Annotated in this window: 21 protein-coding genes and 1 tRNA gene; 3 read left to right on the forward strand and 19 right to left on the reverse strand. The window is 66.9% G+C overall.

The features are described 5' to 3' along the window. Positions 1 to 114: 114 nt before the first annotated feature. Together F816_RS0104335 and F816_RS0104340 are read left to right on the forward strand one after the other, a co-directional pair. Positions 115 to 630 carry a peptidylprolyl isomerase gene (locus tag F816_RS0104335; protein WP_019593688.1) on the forward strand — a complete coding sequence of 172 codons (516 nt, stop codon included), beginning with the start codon at positions 115 to 117 and terminating at the stop codon, positions 628 to 630. A gap of 7 nt (positions 631 to 637) precedes the next feature. Beyond that, entirely contained in the window at positions 638 to 1,393 is a 756-nt protein-coding gene (locus F816_RS0104340; protein ID WP_019593689.1) for a UDP-2,3-diacylglucosamine diphosphatase, read from the forward strand. 643 nt (positions 1,394 to 2,036) lie between these two features. Here F816_RS0104340 and F816_RS0104345 read toward each other — a convergent pair. The 15 genes from F816_RS0104345 to rnr all read right to left on the reverse strand — a co-directional run bounded on the left by F816_RS0104345 (position 2,037) and on the right by rnr (position 19,082). After that, complete coding sequence (locus tag F816_RS0104345; protein ID WP_019593690.1) at positions 2,037 to 2,873, reverse strand: ferritin-like domain-containing protein; 837 nt, start codon at positions 2,871 to 2,873, stop codon at positions 2,037 to 2,039. Between the two features lie 25 nt (positions 2,874 to 2,898). Continuing rightward, complete coding sequence (locus tag F816_RS0104350; protein WP_019593691.1) at positions 2,899 to 4,470, reverse strand: multicopper oxidase family protein; 1,572 nt, start codon at positions 4,468 to 4,470, stop codon at positions 2,899 to 2,901. Further along, positions 4,470 to 6,986 carry a heavy metal translocating P-type ATPase gene (locus tag F816_RS0104355; protein WP_019593692.1) on the reverse strand — a complete coding sequence of 839 codons (2,517 nt, stop codon included), beginning with the start codon at positions 6,984 to 6,986 and terminating at the stop codon, positions 4,470 to 4,472. The genes F816_RS0104350 and F816_RS0104355 overlap by 1 nt, the downstream gene beginning before the upstream one ends. 11 nt (positions 6,987 to 6,997) lie before the next feature. Beyond that, positions 6,998 to 7,129: a hypothetical protein gene (locus tag F816_RS15100; RefSeq protein ID WP_019593693.1), complete on the reverse strand. Its 132-nt coding sequence runs from the start codon at positions 7,127 to 7,129 to the stop codon at positions 6,998 to 7,000. A gap of 108 nt (positions 7,130 to 7,237) precedes the next feature. Continuing rightward, positions 7,238 to 7,594: a hypothetical protein gene (locus F816_RS15045; protein ID WP_019593694.1), complete on the reverse strand. Its 357-nt coding sequence runs from the start codon at positions 7,592 to 7,594 to the stop codon at positions 7,238 to 7,240. Between the two features lie 127 nt (positions 7,595 to 7,721). Continuing rightward, positions 7,722 to 9,182: a cardiolipin synthase gene (gene cls, locus F816_RS0104370; protein ID WP_231363381.1), complete on the reverse strand. Its 1,461-nt coding sequence runs from the start codon at positions 9,180 to 9,182 to the stop codon at positions 7,722 to 7,724. Positions 9,183 to 9,218: 36 nt separating this feature from the next. Beyond that, positions 9,219 to 10,409 (reverse strand): O-succinylhomoserine sulfhydrylase, encoded by a 1,191-nt coding sequence (locus F816_RS0104375; RefSeq protein ID WP_019593696.1) that lies wholly within the window; start codon positions 10,407 to 10,409, stop codon positions 9,219 to 9,221. A gap of 53 nt (positions 10,410 to 10,462) precedes the next feature. Next, a complete protein-coding gene (gene alr, locus F816_RS0104380; RefSeq protein ID WP_026333122.1) occupies positions 10,463 to 11,572 on the reverse strand; it encodes an alanine racemase in 1,110 nt (369 codons plus the stop codon). 7 nt (positions 11,573 to 11,579) lie between these two features. Next, positions 11,580 to 12,938: a replicative DNA helicase gene (dnaB, locus tag F816_RS0104385; RefSeq protein WP_018144046.1), complete on the reverse strand. Its 1,359-nt coding sequence runs from the start codon at positions 12,936 to 12,938 to the stop codon at positions 11,580 to 11,582. A gap of 79 nt (positions 12,939 to 13,017) precedes the next feature. Continuing rightward, positions 13,018 to 13,467, reverse strand: a complete 450-nt coding sequence (gene rplI, locus F816_RS0104390) for a 50S ribosomal protein L9 (RefSeq protein ID WP_019593698.1) — start codon at positions 13,465 to 13,467, stop codon at positions 13,018 to 13,020. A gap of 68 nt (positions 13,468 to 13,535) precedes the next feature. Next, the gene (locus F816_RS0104395) at positions 13,536 to 14,471 is read right to left on the reverse strand and encodes a hypothetical protein (protein ID WP_019593699.1); all 936 of its coding nucleotides are present in this window, start codon (positions 14,469 to 14,471) and stop codon (positions 13,536 to 13,538) included. 30 nt (positions 14,472 to 14,501) lie between these two features. Then, positions 14,502 to 14,726, reverse strand: a complete 225-nt coding sequence (gene rpsR, locus F816_RS0104400; RefSeq protein ID WP_018144049.1) for a 30S ribosomal protein S18 — start codon at positions 14,724 to 14,726, stop codon at positions 14,502 to 14,504. Between the two features lie 42 nt (positions 14,727 to 14,768). Beyond that, entirely contained in the window at positions 14,769 to 15,173 is a 405-nt protein-coding gene (gene rpsF / locus F816_RS0104405) for a 30S ribosomal protein S6 (protein ID WP_018168152.1), read from the reverse strand. A gap of 173 nt (positions 15,174 to 15,346) precedes the next feature. Beyond that, complete coding sequence (rlmB, locus tag F816_RS0104410) at positions 15,347 to 16,123, reverse strand: 23S rRNA (guanosine(2251)-2'-O)-methyltransferase RlmB (protein WP_019593700.1); 777 nt, start codon at positions 16,121 to 16,123, stop codon at positions 15,347 to 15,349. A gap of 106 nt (positions 16,124 to 16,229) precedes the next feature. Next, the gene (gene rnr / locus F816_RS0104415) at positions 16,230 to 19,082 is read right to left on the reverse strand and encodes a ribonuclease R (RefSeq protein WP_019593701.1); all 2,853 of its coding nucleotides are present in this window, start codon (positions 19,080 to 19,082) and stop codon (positions 16,230 to 16,232) included. 244 nt (positions 19,083 to 19,326) lie between these two features. Here rnr and F816_RS0104420 point away from each other — a divergent pair. Beyond that, positions 19,327 to 19,413 (forward strand) — tRNA-Leu (locus F816_RS0104420). A gap of 150 nt (positions 19,414 to 19,563) precedes the next feature. Here F816_RS0104420 and F816_RS0104425 read toward each other — a convergent pair. From F816_RS0104425 to hflK, 4 genes are all read right to left on the reverse strand, one after another. Next, positions 19,564 to 20,865, reverse strand: coding sequence for an adenylosuccinate synthase (locus F816_RS0104425; protein WP_019593702.1), 1,302 nt, complete (start codon positions 20,863 to 20,865; stop codon positions 19,564 to 19,566). Beyond that, on the reverse strand, positions 20,865 to 22,049 hold the full coding sequence (locus F816_RS0104430) for an ATP phosphoribosyltransferase regulatory subunit (protein ID WP_019593703.1): 1,185 nt from the start codon (positions 22,047 to 22,049) through the stop codon (positions 20,865 to 20,867). Before F816_RS0104430 ends, F816_RS0104425 begins: the two co-directional genes overlap by 1 nt. A 133-nt stretch (positions 22,050 to 22,182) precedes the next feature. Further along, positions 22,183 to 23,067: a protease modulator HflC gene (hflC, locus tag F816_RS0104435; protein WP_019593704.1), complete on the reverse strand. Its 885-nt coding sequence runs from the start codon at positions 23,065 to 23,067 to the stop codon at positions 22,183 to 22,185. After that, entirely contained in the window at positions 23,067 to 24,281 is a 1,215-nt protein-coding gene (gene hflK, locus F816_RS0104440; protein ID WP_018144056.1) for an FtsH protease activity modulator HflK, read from the reverse strand. The genes hflC and hflK overlap by 1 nt, the downstream gene beginning before the upstream one ends. Between the last annotated feature and the right edge of the window lie 5 nt (positions 24,282 to 24,286).

Genomic DNA, 24,286 nt, shown 5'->3' on the forward strand with positions numbered 1-24,286 from the left:
TACCATGGCCGCCCGACATTCATCAGGAGGGTCAGTCCCGTGCAACGATCCCGTTTCCGGCTCGGCATTGTGCTGGCCACCGCCCTTCTTGCCCTATTGCTTTCAGGAGCCCCCATGGCCGACACCAACCCGCAGGTCGCGATCGAAACCAACCATGGCCACATCGTGCTGGAACTCAACGCCGAAGCCGCCCCGGAGACGGTCGCCAACTTCCTCTCCTACGTGGATGATGGCTTCTTCGACGGCACGATCTTTCACCGCGTGATCCCGGGCTTCATGGTCCAGGGCGGCGGCTTCGACAAGGATATGAACCAGAAGTCCGCTGGCGAGCCGATCCGCAACGAAGCGGACAATGGTCTGAAGAACGTGGTCGGTGCGATCTCCATGGCGCGTACTCAGGACCCGCATTCCGCCACCGCCCAGTTCTTCATCAACGTGAACGACAACGACTTCCTGAACCACACGGCCCCGAACGCGCAGGGCTGGGGCTATGCCGTGTTCGGCAAGGTCTCCGAGGGCATGGACGTGGTGCGCAAGATCGAGGCTCTTCCCACCGGCCGCGCCGGCATGCATCAGGACGTACCGCAGGAGCCGGTCGTGATGGAAAGCGTCAAGCGCGTCGAGGACTAACCTCTTCGTGAGTGCCCGCGCGCCGGCCCTGGTCATCTCCGACCTGCATCTGGATCGCGAACCCGGCCCTCTGCTGGAGGCCACGCTCGCCTTCCTCGAAGGGCCGGCGCGCGCGGCCTCCTCTCTGTACATCCTCGGCGACCTGTTCGAGTACTGGGTCGGCGACGACGCCGGCTTTCCCGCTGCCGAACGGCTCGCCGCAGGCCTGAAGACACTGGACATCCCGGTTGCCTTTATCCATGGCAATCGGGATTTTCTCGTGGGCGAGGCCTACGCCGCGCGCGCGGGCATGCAACTTGCCCCCGACCCCCTGCATGCGGCCCTGCCCTGCGGACCCGCCGTGCTCCTGCACGGTGACTCCCTGTGCACCGACGACACCGAGCACATGGCGTTTCGTCAGCAAGTACGCAGTGGGGAATGGCAACGGGCGTTTCTCGCCCATCCGCTGGAAGAACGCATCCGCCAGGCCGAGGCCATGCGCGCCGCCAGCCGCGACAGCGGCCAGATGAAGGCCGCCGCGATCATGGACGTCAATGCCGAAACAGTCGCCGACACCTTCCGCGACGCCGACGTCCCGCTAATGATCCACGGCCATACCCACCGCCCGGCGATCCACAAGCTGACCGTCGACGGCCAGCCACGCCAACGCTGCGTTCTGCCCGCCTGGGACGAACACCCCGGCTACCTTGAGATCAGCGCGGCAGGCCCCGTCCTGCGCCAACTCGACGGCTCGCCCTACCCCGAACACCTGCTCTGCACCTAAGCGAATCCGCCACAGCGAGCACTACCGGATCGCACTCTGCGAAAGCAGGGTTTGTGGGAGCGGGCTTGCCCGCGAACGTCCCCGCCAAGCCCTAACAGAAAGTCCACAGGGTCCCGAATCGTATCCGTACGAAGATAGCCTTTCACGTCGAGGCTAGGCCTGGTTCGGCGTTCGGTGTTTACGTGCCTTCGGTCCGCCGCCTGCCACGCGCTCTCTCGCGAGCGCACCGCGAGGTACTTCTTTGCTCGTACAAAGAAGTACCCAAGAAACACGCCCGACTGCCGCGACCCCGGCCCGCTGTGCGGGCCGGGGTTTCCCTCGCTCCGAGGCTTTTCGCGGGCGGCGCTGAACTCGCTGCGCCTTCGGCTCCGCTCAGACATCCAGCGCCTCTTCTCCCGCGAAAACCCTCTCCACTCGGCGCGACGACAACGGGGAGGAAGGTCCAAACAACGGCTATCCCAGCGATATAGCTAGTGGATGATGGCTAGACTTTCGGACATCTTGGGCACGCTCGGCCTGCGGCCATAGCGTGCCGCGCCCGCGAAGCGGGCGCCGGGGGCATAGGATGTGATGAGCGCAGCAAATCGCATCACGGGTCCGCACGGCGTGGAGAACGGTGCGTTTCGCTGCGCTCAACCGCACCCTACGAGGAGGTCGGGGCGGCGGCCTGAGCCTCCAGTTGGGCCATCTCGGATTCGGTGAAGCCGGCGGCGCGGCGTGCCGCGTGCGCGAATGGTGGGCGCACGCGGCCGGGCATGTATTCGGCCAGCAGGTCGAGGAACAGCGGTTCGGGATCGAGACCGCGTGCCCGGGCCAGTTCGCGGAACCAGTGCGTACCGATCGCCACGTGCGCGACCTCCTCGCGCTGGATGATCCCCAACAGGCCCACGGTGTCGACATCCCCCGCCGCCTCCAGCCGCTGGATCATGCCCGGAGTCACGTCCAAGCCGCGTGCCTCCAGCACCCGCGGCACCAGTGCCATGCGCACCATCACGTCGTGGTCGGTCGCCAGCGCCGCCTCCCACAAGCCGTTGTGGGCCGCCAGATCCCCGTAGTCCGCACCCAGCTCGAGGAGCCGCGCCCGCAGCAACCGGAAGTGCCGCGCCTCCTCCGCCGCGACCTGCAGCCAGTCGCTGACGAACGGCGCCGGCATGTCGCGGAATCGGTACACGGCATCCAGTGCCAGGTTGATCGCATTGAACTCGATGTGCGCCACCGCATGCACCAGTGCGACCCGACCGGCAGTGGTCTTTAGCCCACGCCGCGGCAGCTCCTTCGGATGCACCAGCACCGGCCGCTCCGGCCGTCCGGGCACCTCCATGCGTTGCGGCGCGGGGGCAGTCGCACCCTCCAGCTCATCCGCCCACCAGGCGCGCGTCAGCTCCAGCACACGCTCACACTTGGCCTCCGGGTCGCGCTCGCGCAGCGCGGCCTCGGCCGCGCGGTAGACGGCCGGGTGCGGCCGCGGTCTTTCGCTCATGGCATCCCTCTGTCGCTACGCACGGTCAGGCGCGGACGCGCACGTTCACCATCATGTCGTTGTCCTCGTGCTCCAGATTATGACAGTGGAACACGTAGAGCTGATCGCCATCGTAGTGATGGGTGAAGTCGAGCGCGATGCGCACGGTCTCGCCCGGCCACAGCAGGACCGTGTCCTTCCAGCCCAGGTCCGTGACGGTCAGGCCTTCATCGTTCACGGCCTGCTGGCGCACGAAGTCCGGACCGCCCGAACGTGACAGCACCTGGAACGAGAAGCCATGGATATGCATCGGATGCGGCATGCTGCGGTCCGCATTGCGAATCGTCCAGACCTCCCGCGTGTTGGCATCCACCTCGATCGGCACCCGGTCAGGATCGTACGTCTCTCCGTTGATGCGCCATTGCATCGGCGCCATGTCCAGACGGATATCCCGTTCGCCGGCATCCGTCACGTCGATGGGCTCGATCCGCGACAAACGCTCGGGCACCTCGGCGGTGACCGCCTCGCCCTCGCGGACCACGAACTCGAGCAATGCGAGCGGATCGCCGTCGTGCATGCCGCCACCCATCATGCGACCCATGCCACGCCCCATCATTCCGCCGCCCATGCCGCCACCGGCCATTGGGTCGAATTCCAGGCTGTGCAGCTCGACCCGGTCGCCTCCGGCAAACGCGGCAAAGTCGACCAGGACCTCCAGGCGTTCTCCCGGCGACAGGAAGGCCTCGTGGGCCTCCCGGGGCGACTCCAGCAGGCCCGCGTCCGTGCCGATGACCCGGAACGGAATGGCCTGACCCTCCGCGCGCAGGGCCAGCCGGTAGATCCGGGCGGTGGAGCCGTTCAACAGGCGCAGGCGATGCAGGCGCCGCTCCACTTCATGGGTCGCCGACGGCGTCATGTTCACCAGCACCTCGTCGCCGAGATACCCCATCATCCGCTGCATCGGGTTCGGCTGGTACACCAGATGGCCGAGCCGGTCGAAGCGCTTGTCCTGCAGCACCAGCGGCAGGTCGGTCTTGCCGAGTTCCAGCCCCAGAGCCTCGTTCAGCACCACGTTGTCGTCATCGCTCACCAGCAGGAAGCTCGCCAGCCCCTGGTGGGCCTGGCGCGCCGTCCGGTGATGGGCATGGGTGTGATACCAGTAGGTACCGCCACGATTGGTGACTTTAAAGCGGTATTCGTACTGCTCACCGGGGTCGACCGTATGGATCGGATGCCCATCCACCCGGCCCGGAACGTGCAGGCCATGCCAGTGGATGATCGTGCCCTCGTCGAGCTGGTTGTCCAGGGTCACGTCCAGTTCATCGCCAGTGCGTAGCAAGAGGATTGGATTCTGGTATTCATGGCCGTTCATCTGCGTCCGGTACCAGAGGAACGGGGTCTCCTCGCGCCCCGGCACCGGCAGCCACCCCTGCTCCGCGACCAGGGTGAACGGCTCGTTGGGTGCGAGCACCGCAAACGGGCCGTTCGCGCCGGGCAGAAACAGGGCGTTGTCGAAACGGGGGGCGGACACTGCATGGTTGAACAGGCTCCAGCCGCCGAATGTGGTGATGACGGGAAGCGCTGCGGCCAGCCCCAGAAACTGACGTCGTTTCATCATTACTTTTCTCCAGTACGGGATGCCGGCATGCTCCGGCGCAGCAGAATGGAATTGCCGATCACCGACAGCGAGCTGGCGGTCATCGCGATCACGCCGATCATCGGGTGCAGCAGCCCGGCCGCGGCGATCGGGATCGCGGCGCTGTTGTAGCCCCAGGCCCAAAACAGGTTCTGCACGATCTTGCGGAAGGTCAGCCGCGACAGCTGGACGGCCTCGACGACCTTGGTCAGCTCGCCGCGCACCAGGGTCACGTCCGCCGCCTCAATCGCGACGTCGGCACCGGCCCCGATCGCAATCCCGACGTTCGCCTGCTGCAGGGCCGGGGCGTCGTTGATGCCGTCGCCGACCATTGCCACGTGCTCGCCGTACTCCTTTTGCAACTCGCGAATGGCCTCGACCTTGCCCTCCGGCAGCACGCCGGCCCGCACCTCGTCGATCCCCACCTGCGCGGCCACGGCCTTCGCGGTGCGCTCGTTGTCGCCGGTGACCATCACGCAGCGGATACCGAGGTCATGCAGTTGTTCGATCGCGGCCTGCGACTCTTCCTTGAGCGTATCGGCGACCGCGACAACGCCGGCCGGGCGGTCGCCGATAGCCACCAGCATCGCGGTCTTGCCGGCATCCTCCAACTCCCGCAACGGGCCAAGCAGGGCCGACGGATCCAGGCCCTGCTCCTCCAGCAGGCGCTGGCTGCCCACCAGAACCCGTTCCCCGTCCAGGCGGGCCTCCACACCGCGCGCGGTGTGCGACTGGAACTGCTCGGCCTCGGCGACCTCCAGCTCCCGGTCCCGCGCGCCCTGCACGATGGCGTCGGCCAGCGGGTGCGCGGAACCGGCCTCGACGGCCGCCGCGGCCCGCAGCACGCGGGACTCGTCGAAGCCCTCGGCCGGGATGACATCGGTCAGCGCGGGCTTCCCCCGGGTGATGGTGCCGGTCTTGTCGAGCACGATCACCGCAATGTCCTTCAGGGTCTGGATCGCGGAGCCCGAGCGGATCAGCACGCCACGCTCGGCCCCCATGCCGGACCCGACCATCAGCGCGGTGGGCGTGGCCAGCCCCAGCGCACAGGGGCACGCAATAACCAGCACGGCGATCGCCGCCAGGATCGCCAGCACCAGCGGCGGGCGCTCCGAATCGACCCAGGGCAGGAAACCCTCGCCCCAGATCAGGATGGGCTGCAACGCCCCGGAGAACGCCAGCCAGGCCGCGAATGCCGCCAGGGCGATGACCAGCACGGCCGGGACGAAACGGGCGGTGATCCGGTCCGCCAGCTCCTGCACCGGCACGCGCGAGCCCTGCGCCTCGTTGACCAGGCGAATCACCTGCGACAGGAAGGTGTCAGCCCCCACCCGAGTGGCGCGCACCTTCAGCCGCCCCTGCTGGTTCAGGGTCGCACCAAGCACGGCGTCACCCTCGCCCTTGTCCACCGGCACCGACTCGCCGGTCGCGATGGACTCGTCCACGGTGCTCTCGCCCGCCACCACCTCGCCGTCAGTCGGCACCTTCTCGCCCGGGCGCACGATCATCACGTCGCCCACCTGGAGCGACTTGACCGACACCTCGACCTCCTCGCCATCGCGTTCGACCCGGGCGGTCTTCGCACCTAGGTTCAGCAGCTTGCGGATCGCCGAGGAGGCCTCGCCCTTGGCGCGGTACTCTAGATACCGCCCAAGCATGTGGAAGGCCATGATGGTCGCGGCCATCTCGATGAATGAGGTCATCGGATAGACGAAACCGACCAGTCCAATCAGGTAGGGCGGCAGCGAGCCCATGGAGATCAGTACGTCCATGTTCAGGTTGCCGCTTTTCAGCGAACGCCAGGCGGAACGATGCGTGGCCGCGCCCCCCGCCAGGAACACCACCGGGAAGGCCAAAAGCGCAATGATCAGCAGATAGCCGGGGATCGGCTGCCAAAACATGTGCGGCATCATCAGGACCATGATCGCGATGGTCGGCACCATCGCGAACCACAGACGGTTCCAGGCCTGCTTCACGTAGGCGGCATCGATCGCCGCGTCGTCTGCCTCGCTGGCGGCGTCGTCGGTCTCCACCGCCGCCACGTCGTAGCCAGCCCCCTCCACCGCCGCGCGCAGGGCCTCGCCATCGGGCCCCTCAGGCGTCACCTCCACCGTCACCCGGTGGTCCGAGATGTTGGTGCGTATGGATTCGATCCCGGCGAGCTTCTCGATCGCCGCGCGCACGATGCCCGCGCAGTGATCTGAGCCCATACCGGGCACCACCAGGCGCACCGCACCCGAACCCCCGGCCTCCCCCTCGACCTGCGCGACGTCGTAGCCGGCGCCCTCCACCGCGGCGCGCAGCCCCTGCGGGTCGACCTGGTCGGGGGCATACCCCACCGTCACCCGGTGCCGGGCAATATTGGTTCCCACCGAATTCACCCCCGGGGTCTTTTCCAGCGCCGCGCGCACAATGCCCGCGCAGTGGTCCGACCCCATGCCGGGGACGATGACCACCGCCTCGCGTGCGTTCGCCGGCTTCGTTTCTGACGTCGTCATCGCGTGACTCCTCACCGACCACCGAACAGATACTTGATCAGCGCGGCAATCCCGAGGATCAGCAGCACCAGGACCAGAAGCCCGATCAGGCCTCCGCCGAGACCCATACCGCCCAGCCAGCCAAAACCTTGTTCATTCATCATGATGTAGTCCTCCCAGGGACCTAAATGCAACGGCGATACGCGAAACCGCGCACCGAGGGGGCGATCAACAATCGCCCGGGGCCAGGCGGATGCCCGGCCGGGGAGGGCTCAGAGAGGGGGCCGCAGATCCGGACCCGCGCGGGCGCCGGGACCCATGGCCACGGCCCCCGGAACGGGGCGGGATAGCGAAGCGGTGACCGGCATGGTCACGGAGGAAGGCAGGGCCGAGACCCCGCAGACACCACAGACCGCGCACGGCATCTCGCAGCTCGAGAAGTCCGCCTGAACCGCGGGGTCCAAAGGCATGAGGTCCGAATGCTCTGTGGCACCTTGATCCGGGCAATGGCCCGGCGTCGCCATTTGCGCCCCGTGATCCCCATGCATCATCCCCGCACCGGCGATCGGCGCCAGCAACAGCGCAGCGGCGATCAGCAGAGTCAGCAGGTGGGACAGGGCGCGCGGCACGGCAAGCCTCGAAAACACATGTGGAATACAAGTCTAGCAGCGAGGGCGGCCTTTCACATGATCCAGATCAAAGGCCGTGAAGACCCTACCGCGGGGACACAAAACAGCGGGAACGCTTGCCGCGCCGCTACAACACCGGCGCCAGCAGATAGGCTGCACGCGCGGCCACACGGCGCCAGAGCGGGAGATCGTTCACGTCCTGCGGAGTCATCTCGCGCGAGCGGGCGAAGTCGGCCTCGAACATACGCGCCGTCTCGCGCGCGAAGGCCGGGTCCAGCACCAGGGCCGTGACCTCGAAGTTCAGCCGGAAGGAACGGTTGTCCAGGTTCACGGTACCCACGGCCGCGCCCATGTCGTCCACCACGAACGCCTTGCCGTGCAGGAAGCCTTCCTCGTAACGATAGATGCGCACGCCGGCGTCCAGCAGCGGCCCCAGGAAGGCGTAGGCCGCATGCGTGGTCAGCGGGTTGTCGGTGACCTCGGGAATCAGCACGCGCACGTCGACGCCGCTGAGTGCGGCCAGCTTGAGCATGCCCTGCACGCCCTCGTCGGGCACGAAGTACGGGCTGGCTATCCAGATGCGCCGGTCCGCCGCGTGGATCGCCTGCTGCATCATCAGGCTGGCGGTCTCGAATTCGTCGGCCGGACCGGAGGGAAGGATCAATACCGGGACGCCATCTTCCGCCATGGTCGCCGGCTTCCATTCCAGCTCCGGGACCGCCTCGGTGGCCCAGTGCCAGTCCTCCAGGAACACCGACTGCAACGCGAGGGCGGACGGCCCCGCAATGCGCAGGTGGGTGTCGCGCCAGGAACCGATCTCCGGATCACGGCCCAGGTACTCGTCCCCTACATTAAGCCCGCCGAGCCAGGCCTGTTCGCCATCGGCGACCACGATCTTGCGATGATTGCGGAAGTTCAGCTGGAAGCGATTGCCGCGTCCGCGGGTGGAGTGAAAGTGCTGCACATGGACGCCCGCCTCCCGCAGGGTGTCCAGGTAGCTCCCGGGCAGGCGGTAGCTCCCGATCTCGTCATACAGGAAATAGACCTCGACACCGGCCTCGGCACGCTCCACCAGCCGGCGCTGGAGTTCGCGCCCGATCGCGTCGTCACGCACGATATAGAACTGCACCAGCAGGTAGCGTTCGGCCTGCCCGATGCCGCGAAAGATGCTGTCGAAGGTCGCCTCGCCGTCCACCAGCAGCTCGACCTCGTTGCCGTGGAGAAACGGCCAGCGGGCGAGCTGCTGTACGCCATCCAGGTGTTTGCTCGGTTCCTGCGCGACGTACTGGTGCGACCACAGCTCCTCGGTCTTCGGCTGCAGCGCGCGGGCCAGGCTGGAGTCCTCGTCGCGGCGCGCCACGACATAGCCGCGAAACTCGCTGGCGCCGAACACCCAATAGGCCGGGACAGCCACATACGGCACGGTGTTGAGTGAAACGATCCAGGCCACCGCGCCCTGCGGCGTGCGGGTGGACATCAGCGCATCCAGCGAGGACAGGAAGCCCAGCAGGTGGAACCCGATAACGACTGTCAGGAGGACACGCCAGCGCGACCGGCGACGCGGAGACTGGCCGGGCTGAGTGTTCAAGGCTCGCGACATTCCCGCCCGGCTCGGGTCGTGGGCTCAGAGGGCGTCGAGGCCGCGCGCCAGATCGCGCTGGATGTCGGCGACGGCCTCGAGCCCGACCGCGACCCGCACCAGGGCCTCGGTAATACCCTGGGCCTCGCGCTTCTCCGGGTCCACGCGACCGTGGGTGGTGGTGGCCGGATGGGTAATGGTGGTCTTGGCATCGCCCAGGTTCGCGGTAATCGACAGGAACTGCGTGGCGTCGATCACCGACCAGGCCGCGTCGCGCCCGCCGGCGACCTCAAAGCTGAGGACCCCGCCGAAGCCGCTTTGCTGCTGCTTCGCGATCGCATGCTGCGGGTGATCTTCGAGGCCGGGGTAATGCACGGCCGTGACCGCGGGGTGGGATTTGAGCCACTGCGCCAGATTGAGCGCGTTCTCGCTGTGCGCACGCATGCGCAGGGGCAGCGTCTCCAACCCCTTCAGGAACACCCAGGCGTTGAACGGCGACAACGTCGGACCCGCGGTGCGCAGGAAGCCGTAGACATCCTTGCCCACCCGCTCGGCGTCGCCCACCACGGCACCGCCGAGGCAGCGGCCCTGGCCATCAAGGAACTTGGTCGCCGAGTGGATAATGATATCGGCGCCCAGATCCAGCGGGCGCTGCAGGATCGGCGTGCAGAAGCAGTTGTCCACCGCGAGCAGGACGTCGTGGCGATGGGCGATGTCGGCCAGCGCACGGATGTCCACCACCTCGCCCAGCGGGTTCGATGGCGTCTCGCAGAAGTACAGCCGCGTATTCGACTGCGTCGCCTGCTCCCAGGCCTCGAGGTTCGACAGCTCGACGTAGGTCACCTCGACGCCGAAACGCGCCAGGTAGTTGTTGAACAGCACGGTGGTGGTCCCGAACACCGAGCGCGAACAGACCACGTGATCGCCCGCCTTCAGCAGGCCCATCATGGTCGCGAGGATCGCGGACATCCCGGAGGCGGTCGCCACGCAAGACTCGCCTCCCTCCAGCGCGGCCAGGCGGTCCTGGAAGGTGCGCACGGTGGGGTTGGTGAAGCGCGAATAGATATTGCCCGGGACCTCGCCACCGAAGCGCGCGGCGGCCTCCGCGGCACTGCCGAACACGAAGCTCGAGGTCGGGAAGATCGCCTCGGAGTGCTCGCCCTCGGGCGTGCGCTGGTAGCCATAGCGGATGGCGACGGTCTGCGGGTCGTATTCGCTGGGATCGAAATCGGTCATTGGGGTCTCTCGGGCCACGGATTGCTGACCGGACAGTGTACCCGGCGTTTCCGTCAGTTTCCGGGCTGCAGCCGGTCCGCCACGCGCGTGAGCACGTCGTAGCTGATGGTGCCCGCCGCGCGGGCGACCCGTTCCACCGGCAGGCCCTCGCCCCACAACGTCGCCATGGCACCGACCTGCACCTCCGGCAACCCGGACAGGTCCACCGCCAGCATGTCCATGGAGACACGTCCGATCAGCGGGCAGAGCCGGTCCTGCACAAGGATCGGCGTGCCCGACGGGGCATGCCGCGGGTAGCCATCGGCATATCCCATTGCCACGATCCCGGCACGGCCCGGATCGGCGGCGGTCCAGGTCGCGCCATAGCCCACCGTACTGCCAGGCTCGAGAGGCTGGGTGGCGATGATCGGGGCGCGCACGGTCATCGCCGGGCGCAGATCGCCGTCCGGGCCCTCCGGGAGGTGCTCGACGGGGACCGAGGCCGGATGCGCGCCGTAGAGCATGATGCCGGGGCGCGCCCAGTAGTCGCCGGACGCCGCCGACGCGCAGCCCTTGCCCCAGCCGGCGAACAGGGCCGCCGAATTGGCCACGCTACGGAGCCCCGGGAAAGCGGAAACCGTCGCGCCGAATTGTTCCAGCTGGCGGGCATTCTGCGGATGCCCGGGCTCGTCGGCGCACGCCAGGTGCGTCATCCAGTGCAGGCCACCGCACCCGTGCCCGCCAGCCTGCAAACGCGTGGCGACGCGCTTTGCCACCTGCGGCGCGAACCCCAGGCGATTCATGCCGGTGTTGAGTTTGACCCAGACCACGGGGAGCACCACACCAGCGCCGTCGAGATGGTCAAGCTGGGTCGCGTCGTGCAGCACGGGCTGCAGGTCGAACTCGGTACAGGCACGCGCCTCGGAGACGTCGCGAGGGCCCTGCAACACGAGCAGCGGGCCGCGAAAGCCGGCAGCGCGCAGGGCGCGGGCCTCGCCAATCTGGGAAACGGCCAGCCCGTCGCTCGCCTCGGCGAGGGCCTCGGCCGCCCACAACAGACCATGTCCGTAGCCCTCGGCCTTGATGACCGACCACATCGGAACGCCCGGCGCCAAGCGGCGCGCCACACCCAGGTTGTGTCGGAGCGCCTCGGGATGAAGGTGGATGCAGGCCGCGCGTCTCACGTCGTGCCTAGTGGCCGATCTCGCCGTAAACGTCGGGGGCGTAGTTCTCGAAGCGGGTGAACTGCCCGTGGAAGGTCAGGCGCACGGTCCCGATGGGGCCATTACGCTGCTTGGCGATAATGATCTCCGCCGTGCCCTTGTCGGGCGACTCGTCGTTGTAGACCTCGTCGCGATAAACGAAGGCGATGATATCCGCATCCTGCTCAATGGCCCCGGACTCGCGCAGGTCGGACATCACCGGGCGCTTGTTCGGACGCTGTTCCAGCGAACGGTTGAGCTGCGACAACGCGATCATCGGCACACTCAGCTCCTTCGCCAGGGCCTTCAAGCCACGCGAGATATCCGAGATCTCGTTGGCGCGATTCTCGCTGCTGCCGGGGGACTGCATCAGCTGCAGGTAGTCGACCACGATCAGGCCCAGGCCCTTGTGTTCGCGCATCAACCGCCGGGTCCGTGCTCGCAGCTCGGTAGGCGAGAGCGCCGGGGTATCGTCGATGTACAGCGGGGCCTCGGACAGCATCTGCACCGCGCTGGTGAGGCGCGGCCAGTCGCCATCCTCCAACCGTCCGGAGCGCAGCTTCTGCTGGTTGATCCGCCCCATCGAGGACAGCAGGCGAATGGCCAGCTGCTCACCCGGCATCTCCATGGAGAAAATCGCGACCGGCTCGGAGTTCTTCATCGCGACATACTCGGCAATGTTCATCGCGAACGAGGTCTTCCCCATCGAAGGCCGCCCGGCCACGATCACCAGATCGCCAGGATTCAGCCCCGAGGTGAGGGCATCCAGATCCTGATAACCCGTGGCAATCCCGGTGATTGGATTCTGGCTTTCGTAGAGATACTCGATCTGATCCACCGCCGCCGTCAGCAGTGGCTTCATCCCGCGAAAGCCCTGGGCCCCGCGTGCACCCTGCTCTGCGATGCGGAAGACCTTCTGCTCCGCCACATCCAGCAGTTCCTTGGAACCGCGGCCGTCCGGGGTATAGGCGGAATCGGCGATCTCGGTACCTACCGAGATCAGCGAACGCAGGATAGAGCGCTCGCGGACGATATCCGCATAGGCCACGATGTTGGCGGCACTCGGCGTCTCGGCGGCCAGCCGTCCGAGATAGGCCATGCCACCGGCCGATTCCAGCTCGGTCGTGCGATCCAGCTGCTCCGATACGGTGACCATGTCGAACGGGGCATTACGATCCGCCAACGCGGACACCGCCCGGAAGATCAGGCGGTGATCATGGCGGTAGAAGTCGTCTGCAGTGATGCGGTCCGCCACCCGGTCCCAGGCAGCGTTATCCAGCATCAGCCCTCCGAGGACCGCCTGCTCGGCCTCCTCGGAATGCGGGGGGACCCGCGGATTCGGGATCATGGGCGAGTTCATGCGACGAACCCGCCCATGTGCCGGGTATCAGCGACCCGGTGGGGCCACCCTCCCGACATCCGGCGGATCACTCTTCGCCGATCACGACGACGCGGATGTCGACGTCCACGTCCGAATGCAGGTGCAGGGCGATCTCGAATTCACCGGTGGTGCGCAGCGGGCCTTCCGGCATGCGCACTTCGCGCTTTTCGACTTCGGTACCCTTGGCGGTCAGCGCGTCGGCGATGTCCGCCGGGCCGATGGAGCCGAACAGCTTGCCTTCGCCACCGGACTTCGCGGTGATCTCGAGCACGGTTGCGTCCAGCTTTTCCTTGCGGGCCTCGGCCGCAGCCAGGGCCTCGGCCGCAGCCTTTTCCAGTTCAGCGCGACGCGCCTCGAATTCGGCGATGTTCTCGGCGGTGGCAAACTTGGCCTTGCCCTGCGGCAGCAGGAAGTTGCGCGCAAATCCCGGACGCACGTTGACGCGGTCGCCCAGGGTGCCCAGGTTATCGATCTTTTCCAGCAGAATGACTTCCATCTTTGGTATTCCTGTAACGTTTGATCAGCCCCCGAAGGGGCGCATTCTACACCGGTCTCGGACCGGTCTCACGGATTGTTGTCACTGTCCTGCCCGCCCTGCGCTGAACCGGGGCCCAGTCGCGAGCGGATATCCGCCCAGGCGTCGATCACCCCGATGGTGGCCAGCAGCAGAAACATCTGCGGCATGGCCAGGGCCAGGAGCACGTACATCCCCACCAGCCAGAAACTGCTCATCCCCTGCCGGAAGGTCAGCGCGTGCATCAGCGCGATCCCCTGCAGGAAGAACAGTACCGCCAGGATGAACGCCAACTCCGTGGCCACCGGCACCGGGCCCAGATGCCCGATACCGGCCAGCAACAGCGTGACGGCACTCAGCATCCGCCCGAACTGCAGGCCCCGGAACTCCTCGCCGAACGCCCCCGGGTTGTACAGCAGTGCCTGCCAGTAGCGACCCAGCAGCACGGCCAGCGTCAGGCTCAGCAGCAGGATCCCGGCCAACAACCCGGTCAGGTACGGCGCCGCGCGACGCAGCCCCGCCTCCAACTCCTGTGGGCCGGTGTCGCTGCCCTCGACCAGAGGCCCCAGCAGGGCCATGCCCGCCTCGGCCCAGGTGGACTCGAGATCCGGCACCAGCAGGTGCACGGCCAGCACGCCGATCCCGGCGACCGCGGCGGCGACCTGCAGCGTCATGCGCCACGAGATCGTGCGCCGCAGCAGCTCGGCGAGCAGCGCCACTGGCGCCCACTGCACCACCCCGGCAACCACCCCCGCGAACAGCGGGGCCTCCGGGATCAGGACAAACATCGCCACCCCGAGCACCACTGCGGACAGCACCATCACCAGGAGTGCCTGGCGCAGGCCGATGCGCAACCCCACGAGGGCGATCAGCGCACTGCTGAGCAGCGCCACCGGAGGCAGGAACAAGCCCGCCACGCCAAAGCCGGAAACCGCGCCTACGGCGCGGCTCCGGCTTTTCATCGCAAATTCGGCCAGTACGCGCATGGCGACGGCCCCGGCGAACCGGTGCGGGACTTAGTGGTTATCGCTGTACGGCAGCAGGGCGAGGAAGCGCGCACGCTTCACCGCCGTGGCCAGCTGGCGCTGATATTTCGCGCTGGTACCGGTGACGCGGCTAGGCACGATCTTGCCGGTCTCGGTCACAAAACCCTTCAACAGATTCAGGTCCTTGTAATCGATGTACTCGATGCCTTCAGCGGTGAACTTGCAATACTTGCGGCGACGCGGAAAACGGGCCATGTCAGATCTCCTTCAATGATTCGGTCAACGAACGGGCGGGATTTACTCGGCGGAAGCCGAGTCGTCGGAGGCACCTTCGCCACCCTCGTCGTCACGCTCGCGGCGACGGCCCTTGCCACTCTCCTCTTCCTGGCCCTTGGCCAGTGGGGAGATCTCGGTCACGGCCTCTTCCATGCGCATCGCCAGGTGGCGCAGCACGGCATCGTTGAACCGGAAGGCACTGGCGAGCTCTTCCATCGCCTCTTCCGAGGCCTCGATGTTCATGAGCACGTAGTGGGCCTTCACCAGCTTCTGGATCGGGTAGGCCAGCTGACGGCGGCCCCAGTCTTCCAGGCGGTGGATCTTGCCTTCATGGCCTTCGACCAGGCCCTTGTAGCGCTCGATCATCGCCGGGACCTGCTCGCTCTGGTCCGGGTGGACCAGGAACACAACTTCGTAATGACGCATCGGGAACTCCTTGCGGGTATCAGCCTCCCGTCAAATGCGGTGAGGCAAGGGTTCGACCCAGCGGACGCAGCCGCAGGGCAGAAAGGCGCAATACGATAACCGAAGCGGGCGCCAACAACAAGCAGGGGAGCCGGCGAAACAGGGGTTTGCACCGCCCCTCGGAAGGCTACCGGCTACGCAGAACCGGTCGGCGGACCTTCGCGGCGCTGACGAACCGCCTCGAACAGGGTGACGCCGGTGGCGACGGAGACGTTGAGGCTCTCCACCGCCCCCTGCATCGGCAGGGCCGCGAGGTAGTCACAGGCCTCCCGGGTCAGACGCCGCAGGCCCTCGCCCTCGGCCCCCATAACGATCGCGGTCGGTGGGCGCAGGTCCAGATCATAGAGGCTCTCGCCCCCCTCCCCGGCCAGGCCTACGGTCCACATCCCGGCATCCTTCAGGGCTGCCAGCGTCCGCGCGAGATTGCCGACCGTCACCACCGGCACGGTCTCGGCGGCCCCGGACGCCACCTTGATGGCGGCGGGGGTCAATGCGGCGCTGTGATGGCGCGGCATGACCACCGCCCCGGCCCCGGCCGCATCCGCGGTCCGCAGGCAGGCCCCGAGATTGTGCGGGTCGGTCACCCCGTCGAGCACCAGCAGAAGATCCAGGCCATCGCGCACCCGGGTGATCAGAGCCTTTTCGTCCAGCAGCGGACGCGGCGTGCAGTGCACGACCACACCCTGGTTCTGGAACCCCGGAAGCTGTTGATCAAGCCGCTCGCGGGCTACCCGCTCGATCGAGATGCCGCGCGACTGCGCCAGCTCTCGCAGGCGTTCCAGAGCGGGTTCGACGGGGTCGGTCGCCAGCTGCAGCCGCTTGACCCGCTCCGGGGCCCGCTGCAACACGGCGGCCACTGCGTGGATGCCCCCAAAGGTCTCGGCGCGGCTACCCTTGCCCCCCTTGCTCATCGCGGACCTCCGGGACGGCGATCCCGCCTCGGGTCAACGCCCCGGCGGACACCGCCTGAGCGGCCCCCGAGCAAGCGGGGGAACAGACGCGGGTTCACCCGGCGCCTCAGGACGAGGACGGACGCCGACGACGGCTGCGGCCACGCCCCGACCCAGAGGATTCCTTGGCCTTGGCCGGGCGATCCGCGCTCGGCTCGACAATGGTATTTCCGTCCTTGTCGGCCTCGGGGCGCGGCGGCGGCACCGCCTCGTTGCCCGGTTCCGGGGCATCGCTGTTGCCTTCATCCGGCGCGCTCCGCGGGCGGCGTGCGTTGCCCCGGCCACGTCCGCTGCCCCGGGTCCGTTCATTCCCCGGGCTTGCTTCATTCCCCGGGCTCGCTTCATTCCCTGGGCTCGCTTCATTCCCTGGGCTCGCCTCATTCCCTGGGCTCGCCTCATTCCCTGGGCTCGCCTCATTCCCTGGGCTTGCTTCATTCCCTGGGGTCGGCTCTTGCCCCGAGGTCGGTTCTTTCGCCGGGCTCGGCTCGGCAGCAGGGCTCGTCTCGCCACCGGCGGCTCCACGGCGGCGGCCACCACGACGGCGGCGCTTCTTCTTCGGCGCCGGGGCCTCATCGTCGGCCGCGGGCGCTTCCGGCCCGGCTGCTGTGGGTTTTGCCTCAGGCTCGGGCGCTGCTTCGGTTGGTTCGGCGGCGGCCTCGACCGGAGCCGCATCGGCATCCTTGCGGCGCTTGCTACGACGGCTGCGCTTTTTCGGCGGCGGAGCCGCGGGACTCGGCTGACCCGCTTCCTGGGCCAGGGCCAGATCGATCTTGCGATCATCCAGGCTCACCCGGGCCACCTGCACTTGAAGCTCGTCGCCGATACGGAACACCCGGCCACCGCGTTCGCCGGTCAGGCTGTGGCGCGCCGGGTCAAAGTGGTAGAAGTCGTTGTCGAGGCTGGTCACATGCACCAGGCCCTCGATGTAGACGTCCTTGATCTCCACGAACAGACCGAACCCGGTGACTCCGGAGACCACGCCGGGGAAGGTCTCGCCGACCTTGTCCTGCATGTACTCGGCCTTCAGCCAGGCCACCGCGTCGCGGGTCGCATCGTCGGCGCGTCGCTCGGCCATCGAGCAATGCTCACCCAACTGCTCCATGTCGCCATGGGAGTACGGGAAGGCCTTGGCGCTGCCCTTGCGCAGCACATGGCGAATGCCGCGATGCACCAGCAGGTCCGGATAGCGGCGGATCGGCGAGGTGAAGTGCGCGTAGTCGTCCAGCGCCAGGCCAAAGTGGCCATCGAGTTCCGGGGCATACACCGCCTGGCTCAGCGAGCGCAGCAGCACGGTCTGGATCAACTGCTGGTCGGTGCGCTGGCGCGCCGCCTTCAGGACCTCGGTGTAGTCGGCGGGGCTCGGCTCGTCACCACCACCCAGGCTCAGGCCCGCGCCATTGAGGAAGTCGCGCAGGTCGTCGATCTTGTCCGACGGCGGCTGATCATGGATGCGGTACAGCGCCGGCACCTTGTGCTTCTTGAGGAAGCGCGCGGCGGCCACATTGGCCATGATCATGCATTCCTCGACCAGGCGATGCGCATCGTTGCGCACCGTCGGCACGATCTTCTCGATCTTGCGGTCCTCGCCAAAGACGATCTTGGTCTCGGTGGTGTCGAAGTCGATCGCGCCCCGGCGATTGCGCGCCGCGTGCAGGGCCTTGAAGGCCTGGTGCAGGGTCTCCAGGTTCGGCATCACATGCGCGTTCTGCTTGCGCTGCGCCGCGTCGCCGTCGAGCATCGCGGCCACGTCCTCGTAGATCAGACGGGCGTGCGAACGGATCAGTCCCTCGTGGAAGCGATAGCTCTTCAGCGCCCCGCGCGCACCGATCTCCATCTCGCAGATCATGCTCAACCGGTCCACGTTCGGATTCAGCGAGCACAGACCGTTGGACAGGGCCTCCGGCAACATCGGGATCACGTTGTTCGGGAAGTACACCGAGGTGCCGCGTGTGCGCGCCTCGCGATCCAGCGCGGCGTCGCGCTGGACATAGTGCGACACGTCGGCGATCGCAACCCACAGCCGCCAGCCCTTGCCTTCCGGCTCGCAGTACAGGGCGTCGTCGAAGTCGCGGGCGTCGTCGCCATCGATCGTGACGAACGGCTTCTCACGCAGGTCCAGGCGATCCTTCTTGTCTGCCTCGGCCACCGCGGCGCCCAGCTCGTCGGCCGCCGCGGTGACCTCGTCCGGCCACTCGTGCGGCAGGGCGTGGGCGCGGATCGCGATGTCGATCTCCATACCCGGCGCCATGTGCTCGCCGAGGACTTCCTGCACGTCCCCACGCAGGCGCGCCGTGCGCGAAGCGGATTCACGGATACGCACGACCACGATCTGGTCGTCCTCCGCCTCGCCCAGGCCGTCCGGCGGCACCAGGATGTCGTGGGTGATGCGCTTGTTGTCCGGGGTCAGGATACCGACACCGTCCTCGATCTTCAGGCGCCCGACCACCTGGGTGGTGTTGTGCTCCAGGACCTCGACAATCCCGCCCTCGCGGCGGCCGCGACGATCCACGCCCATGACCCGGGCCAGAACGCGGTCGCCATGAAATACCCCGCGCATCTGCTTCGGCGACAGGAACAGGTCGTCGTCCTGCTCGTCCGGCACCAGGAAACCAAAACCATCCGGGTGACCGATCACGCGCCCGCGGATCAGGTCTTCCTGGTTGACCGGCAGATAGGCACCGCGCCGGTTGCAAAGGGCCTGCCCATCGCGCTCCATCGCCTTCAGGCGGCGGCGCAGGGCCTCGAGGCGATCCTCGTCGTCGATCTTCAGACGTTCCGCGATCTCGTCGTAGGACAACGGATTGTCGGCTTCCTGCAGAAGCCCGAGGATGAACTCGCGACTGGGGATGGGGTTGTCGTATTTCTGCGCCTCGCGCTCGAAATTGGGATCGGCGGGGGTCTTGCGACGTTGTCTTGGCATTCAGTGAACTCTGTGGATGTTGCAATGGGCAGCCCCTCACCAGGAATCCGGCTGGGCGCGCAAAGCGCCCATTATGAGGCATGCGGAATTTTGTTGCGCAGGGGACGCGTTTGCGCGCCCCCTGCCGACCACACCGGAGGGAAACATTCCCGCTCCGGGGCGTTGACAGCCCCCCAGCCGCGCACTATATTGCGCGCTCCTGAAGCGCAGGACACACGGTTTCCTCTCGTGTGTCGTCCCTCGTGCCGAGGTGGCGGAATTGGTAGACGCGCTAGCTTCAGGTGCTAGTGGGGGTAACCCCGTGGAGGTTCAAGTCCTCTCCTCGGCACCATTTTTCAGCTGTAACCGAATCCCTGTTATACGCGAAGCGACACCCGTGAGGGTGGCGTATTTTTGCGTGGCGAATCCCACCTGCTCCGCCACTCGGCTCGCCGGAGCCCGCACGATGCGCGCGCCCCGACGTGCCCAGGGAGACACTCAATCAGCTGTCGAACGGGTCGCGCAACACCAGGGTCTCGTCACGATCGGGCCCCGTGGAGACCATGTCAACCGGCACCCCGACCACCGCGCTCAGACGCTCCAGATAGGCGCGGGCATTAGCCGGCAGCTGGTCATACTCGCGGATCCCGACCGTGGATTCCGTCCACCCCGGCATCTCCTCGTAAATCGGCGTGCAGGCCGCATAGGCCTCGGCGCCGGACGGCGGCGCCTCGCGGGTCTCGCCATCGCAGTTGTAGCCCACGCAGATCTGCACGTTCTCCAGGCCGTCCAGCACATCCAGCTTGGTCATGCACAATCCGCTGATGCTGTTCACCTTGACTGCCCGCTTCAGCGCGACGGCATCGAACCAGCCGCAGCGCCGTGCGCGCCCCGTGGTGGAACCGAACTCATTACCCTGCCGCGCCAGGTGTTCACCCATGTTGTCGAACAGCTCGGTCGGGAACGGTCCGGCGCCCACCCGGGTCGTGTAGGCCTTGGTGATCCCCAGCACGTAGTCGAGATCGCGCGGACCCACACCCGACCCAGTGGACGCACCACCGGCGGTGGTATTCGACGACGTCACGAATGGATAGGTGCCGTGGTCGATGTCCAGCAGCGTGCCCTGGGCCCCCTCGAACATGACGTCCTTGCCCTGCTCGCGCAGCTTGTGCAGGCGGCCCGCCACGTCGGTGACCATCGGCTGCAGGCGCTCGGCGTGCGCCAGGCACTGCTCCAAGACCTCTTGTTGGTCGATGGTCGGGGCCTTGAAGTAATGCTTCAGCGCGAAGTTGTGGTAGTCCATCACCTCGCCCAGCTTGGCCGCCAGGCGTTCGCGGTGGAACAGGTCGTCCAGACGCAGGCCCCGGCGCGCAACCTTGTCCTCGTAGGCAGGACCAATGCCGCGCCCGGTGGTCCCGATCGCGGCCTTGCCACGGGCCTTTTCGCGCGCCAGGTCGAGGGCCACATGGTAGGGGAGGATCAGCTGGCAGGCATCCGACAGGCGCAGACGGTCCGCCACCGGCACACCATTGGCCTCCAGTTCCTCCATCTCGGTGATCAGAGCCTCGGGCGAGAGCACCACGCCGTTGCCGATCATGCATTCCACACCCTCCCGCAGGATGCCCGACGGGATCAGGTGGAGCACGGTCTTCTCGCCATCGATCACCAGGGTATGCCCGGCATTGTGCCCGCCCTGGAAGCGCACGACGGCCGCGGCATCCTCGGTCAGACGATCGACAATCTTGCCCTTGCCCTCGTCACCCCACTGGCTGCCCAGTACGACTACAAAACGTCCCATCGCCATCAATGCTCCACTACTGTCCATTCCCCGGCGCGCTGCTCGAGCCGCGCGCCCCCGGGTACTTCGTTGTCCTGGCCTTCCAGCTCGCGCACTACGCGCACGCCGCGGGCACGGAGATCCGCAATGGCCGCCTCCAGCGCCACATCGCCGGTGGCCGGTGCCAGCACCGTCTGACGAGGCGTCATCGGCGCCCCGGCCTCGCGGCGCACGAAGGCGCGCAGGTCAGTGCTGAAACCGGTGGCCGCGCGTGCGCGGCCGAAGACGCGACCGATCTCGTTATAACGGCCACCGCGCGCGATCGCCTGGCCGGACCCGGGCACGAAGGCCGCGAACACCAGACCGGTGTGATAGGCATAGCCGCGCAGCTCGGCCAGGTCCAGGTGCAGGTCCAGGCCCGGCTCGCTCGCCTCAAGCCGTGCGACCACAGCCTGCAGGTGATCCAGCGCCACCGCCACCTCGGCTGGTGCACCGGCCAAGGCGCGACGGGCAGCGTCGAGTACCGTGGCATCGCCATTCAGATCCACCAGGGAGCGCAGCCGCGCACAGGCCGCCGGATCCATGCCGCCGGCCTGCCAGGCCGCCAGGGTCTGTTCGATCTCGGGCACGCTCTTGCGCTGGAGTTGATCGAAAAATTCCTGCTCCTGGCTCGCATCCAGACCCGCATCCTGCGCCAGGGCGCGATAGATCCCAACGTGGCCGAGATCCATGCTAGGACGCTCCACTCCGCAGGCAGCCAGGGTCGCCAGCATCAAGCGAATAATCTCGAGATCACTATCGATCCCGTCATGGCCAAACAGCTCGGCCCCGGCCTGGAGCGGACTGCGTGAACCCGACCATTCATCTGCACGGGTACGCAGCGCACTGCCCACGTAACAAAGCCGATTCGGGCCCTGGACACGCAGACGGTGAGCATCGATCCGCGCCACTTGCGGGGTCAGGTCTGCGCGCACGCCCATCATGCGGCCAGTGAGCTGATCAGTCAGCTTGAAGGTCTGCAAATCCAGTGCGTGCCCGGCACCAGTCAACAGGGACTCCAGATACTCCGCCAGCGGCGGCATCACCAGGTCATAGCCCCAGGTGTCGAACTGGTCCAGCACGCGCCGGCGGAGGTCCTCCAGACGGCGCGCAGCATCCGGAAGGGCCTCCTCCAGCCCGTCCGGCAGCAACCAGCGGTTGATATCGGTCATCTCGTCCCTGCTCTTGTGCTGTGATCCGCCACGCCCGAGTGGCAGCCCGGCAAAAATCGGGCCCGGAATCTTCCGGGCCCGTTGCAAACGGCCACCTTCGAGGCGGCCACGGCGGACCGCCTCCGCCCCTCCTTTACCGGGTCGGCAACGGCGCCGGGCGTTCGCCACCGGGGGCGTTGAAGAACTGGAAGAACTCGGAGTTCGGTTCCAGGATGAAGGTACTGTTCTCGCCGCTCATGCTATTGCGGTAAGCGATCAGGCTTCGATAGAAGCGGAAGAACTCCTGATCCTCGCCAAACGACCGACCGAGGGTCTCGGTGGCGATCGCATCACCGGCACCACGGATCTCTTCCGAGTCACGATAAGCGTTCGCCAGGATGACCGTGCGTTCACGGTCGGCGCGCGAGCGGATGCGCTCGGCCTCTTCCTGACCACGGGCGCGGAAGTCCTGGGCGACCCGCTGACGCTCGGCGCGCATGCGTTCGTACACCGACTCGGACACCTCGTCCGGCAGGTCCATGCGGCGGATGCGGACGTCAACCAGGTCGATCCCCAGCTCCTGCGCGGTCTCCAGCGCGGTCTGGCGCACCGCACCCATGATCGTCAGGCGTTCGCCAGCGACCACGTCCTGCAACTCGAAGCGCGCAAACTCGTTACGCATCCCGTCGCGCAGGATCTGGGCCAGGCGCTCCTCGGCCAGACGCTCGTCACCACGGGTGGCACGGTAGAACTGGCCGACATCGTCAATCCGCCACTTGGCGTAGAAGTCGACAATGATGTTCTTCGCCTCGGAGGTCAGGAACCGGTCCGGCGGGATATTCAGCGTCATGATCCGGGCGTCGAACTTCTCGACGTTCTGGATCAGCGGGAACTTGAAGTGCAGCCCAGGGGCCGGGTCGACCTCCCGGATCTCCCCGAGGGCGAACTTGATCACGCGGTCACGCTCGTCGACGGTGTAGGTCGACAGCGCGACCACGATCCCGAGCACGACTACGGCAATACCGACGATGCGTAACATTAGCGAACCTCCCGCGAACGCTGGGCGGCCGGGCTGCGATCGCCCAGTCGGTTCGTGCCCGTGCCACTGTTGCCGAACGTGCTGCGGCTGGTATCCAGCGGCCGCGGTGTTGGCGTGTCACCGGAATTAGTGGTGGAACGCTGCCCCTGGAACAGTTGATCCAGCGGCAGCATCATCAGGTTGTTACTGCTGCCAACATCCAGCATTACCTTGCGGGAATCCTGCAGCACGGCCTCGACGGCCTCGAGGTACAGGCGGTCGCGGGTTACGTCCGGCGCCTGCTGGTATTCGGCCAGCAACTGATCGAAGCGCGAGGCGTCACCCTCGGCGCGCGCAATCACCTGGTCCCGGTAACCCTCGGCCTCCTCGATGATACGGGCGGCCTGACCGCGTGCCCGCGGAATCACACCGTTGGCGTAGGCCTCGGCCTCGTTGCGGAAACGCACCTCGTCCTCGCGGGCACGAATCGCGTCGGCAAAGGCCTCCTGCACCGGCTCCGGCGGCTGCGCCTGCTGCATGGACACGGCCGTCACGATAATGCCCGCGCCATAGGAATCGAGGTTTTCCTGCATCACCACTCGCGAGGAGGATGCGATCTCGCCACGCCCCTCGCCGAGAATGAAGTCCAGGTTGTTCTTGCCGATACGCTCGCGGATCGCCGACTCCATCACCTGGTTCACGGTGGTGTCGGGATCGCGCACGTTGAACAGGTAGTCGACCAGATCGAGGACGCGATACTGCACCGCGATATCGACATCAATGATGTTCTCGTCACCGGTCACGATCAGCGCACGGTGGGAGAGCGTGCGCACGTTGTCGACATTCTCGATCTCGACGCGCTCGATCGGGTATGGCAGGTGCCAGCCCGGCCCCGGATTTTTCACTTGCTGGAACTCGCCGAAACGCAGCACGACCCCGCGCTCGCCTTCCGAGATGATATGGAATCCGGAGGCCAGCCAGACGACCACGGCAATAATCAGACCGAGGCTGACCAGGGCCTGCGTGCCGCGCCCCATGCCGCCGCTTCCGGAACCGCCGGAGCCGCCACTGCCGCCCCCGCCGAAGATGCCGTTCAGCTGACGCGACAGCTTGCGCATCATTTCTTCGAGATCGGGCGGCTGGTTACCGCCTCCGCCGCCACCGCTACCGCGCTGGCCGCCACCACCCCCACTCCAGGGGTCGCGGTTGTTATTTCCCGGTTCGTTCCAGGGCATGGAGT

Source organism: Thioalkalivibrio sp. ALM2T (assembly GCF_000381505.1).
GTDB lineage: Bacteria > Pseudomonadota > Gammaproteobacteria > Ectothiorhodospirales > Ectothiorhodospiraceae > Thioalkalivibrio > Thioalkalivibrio versutus.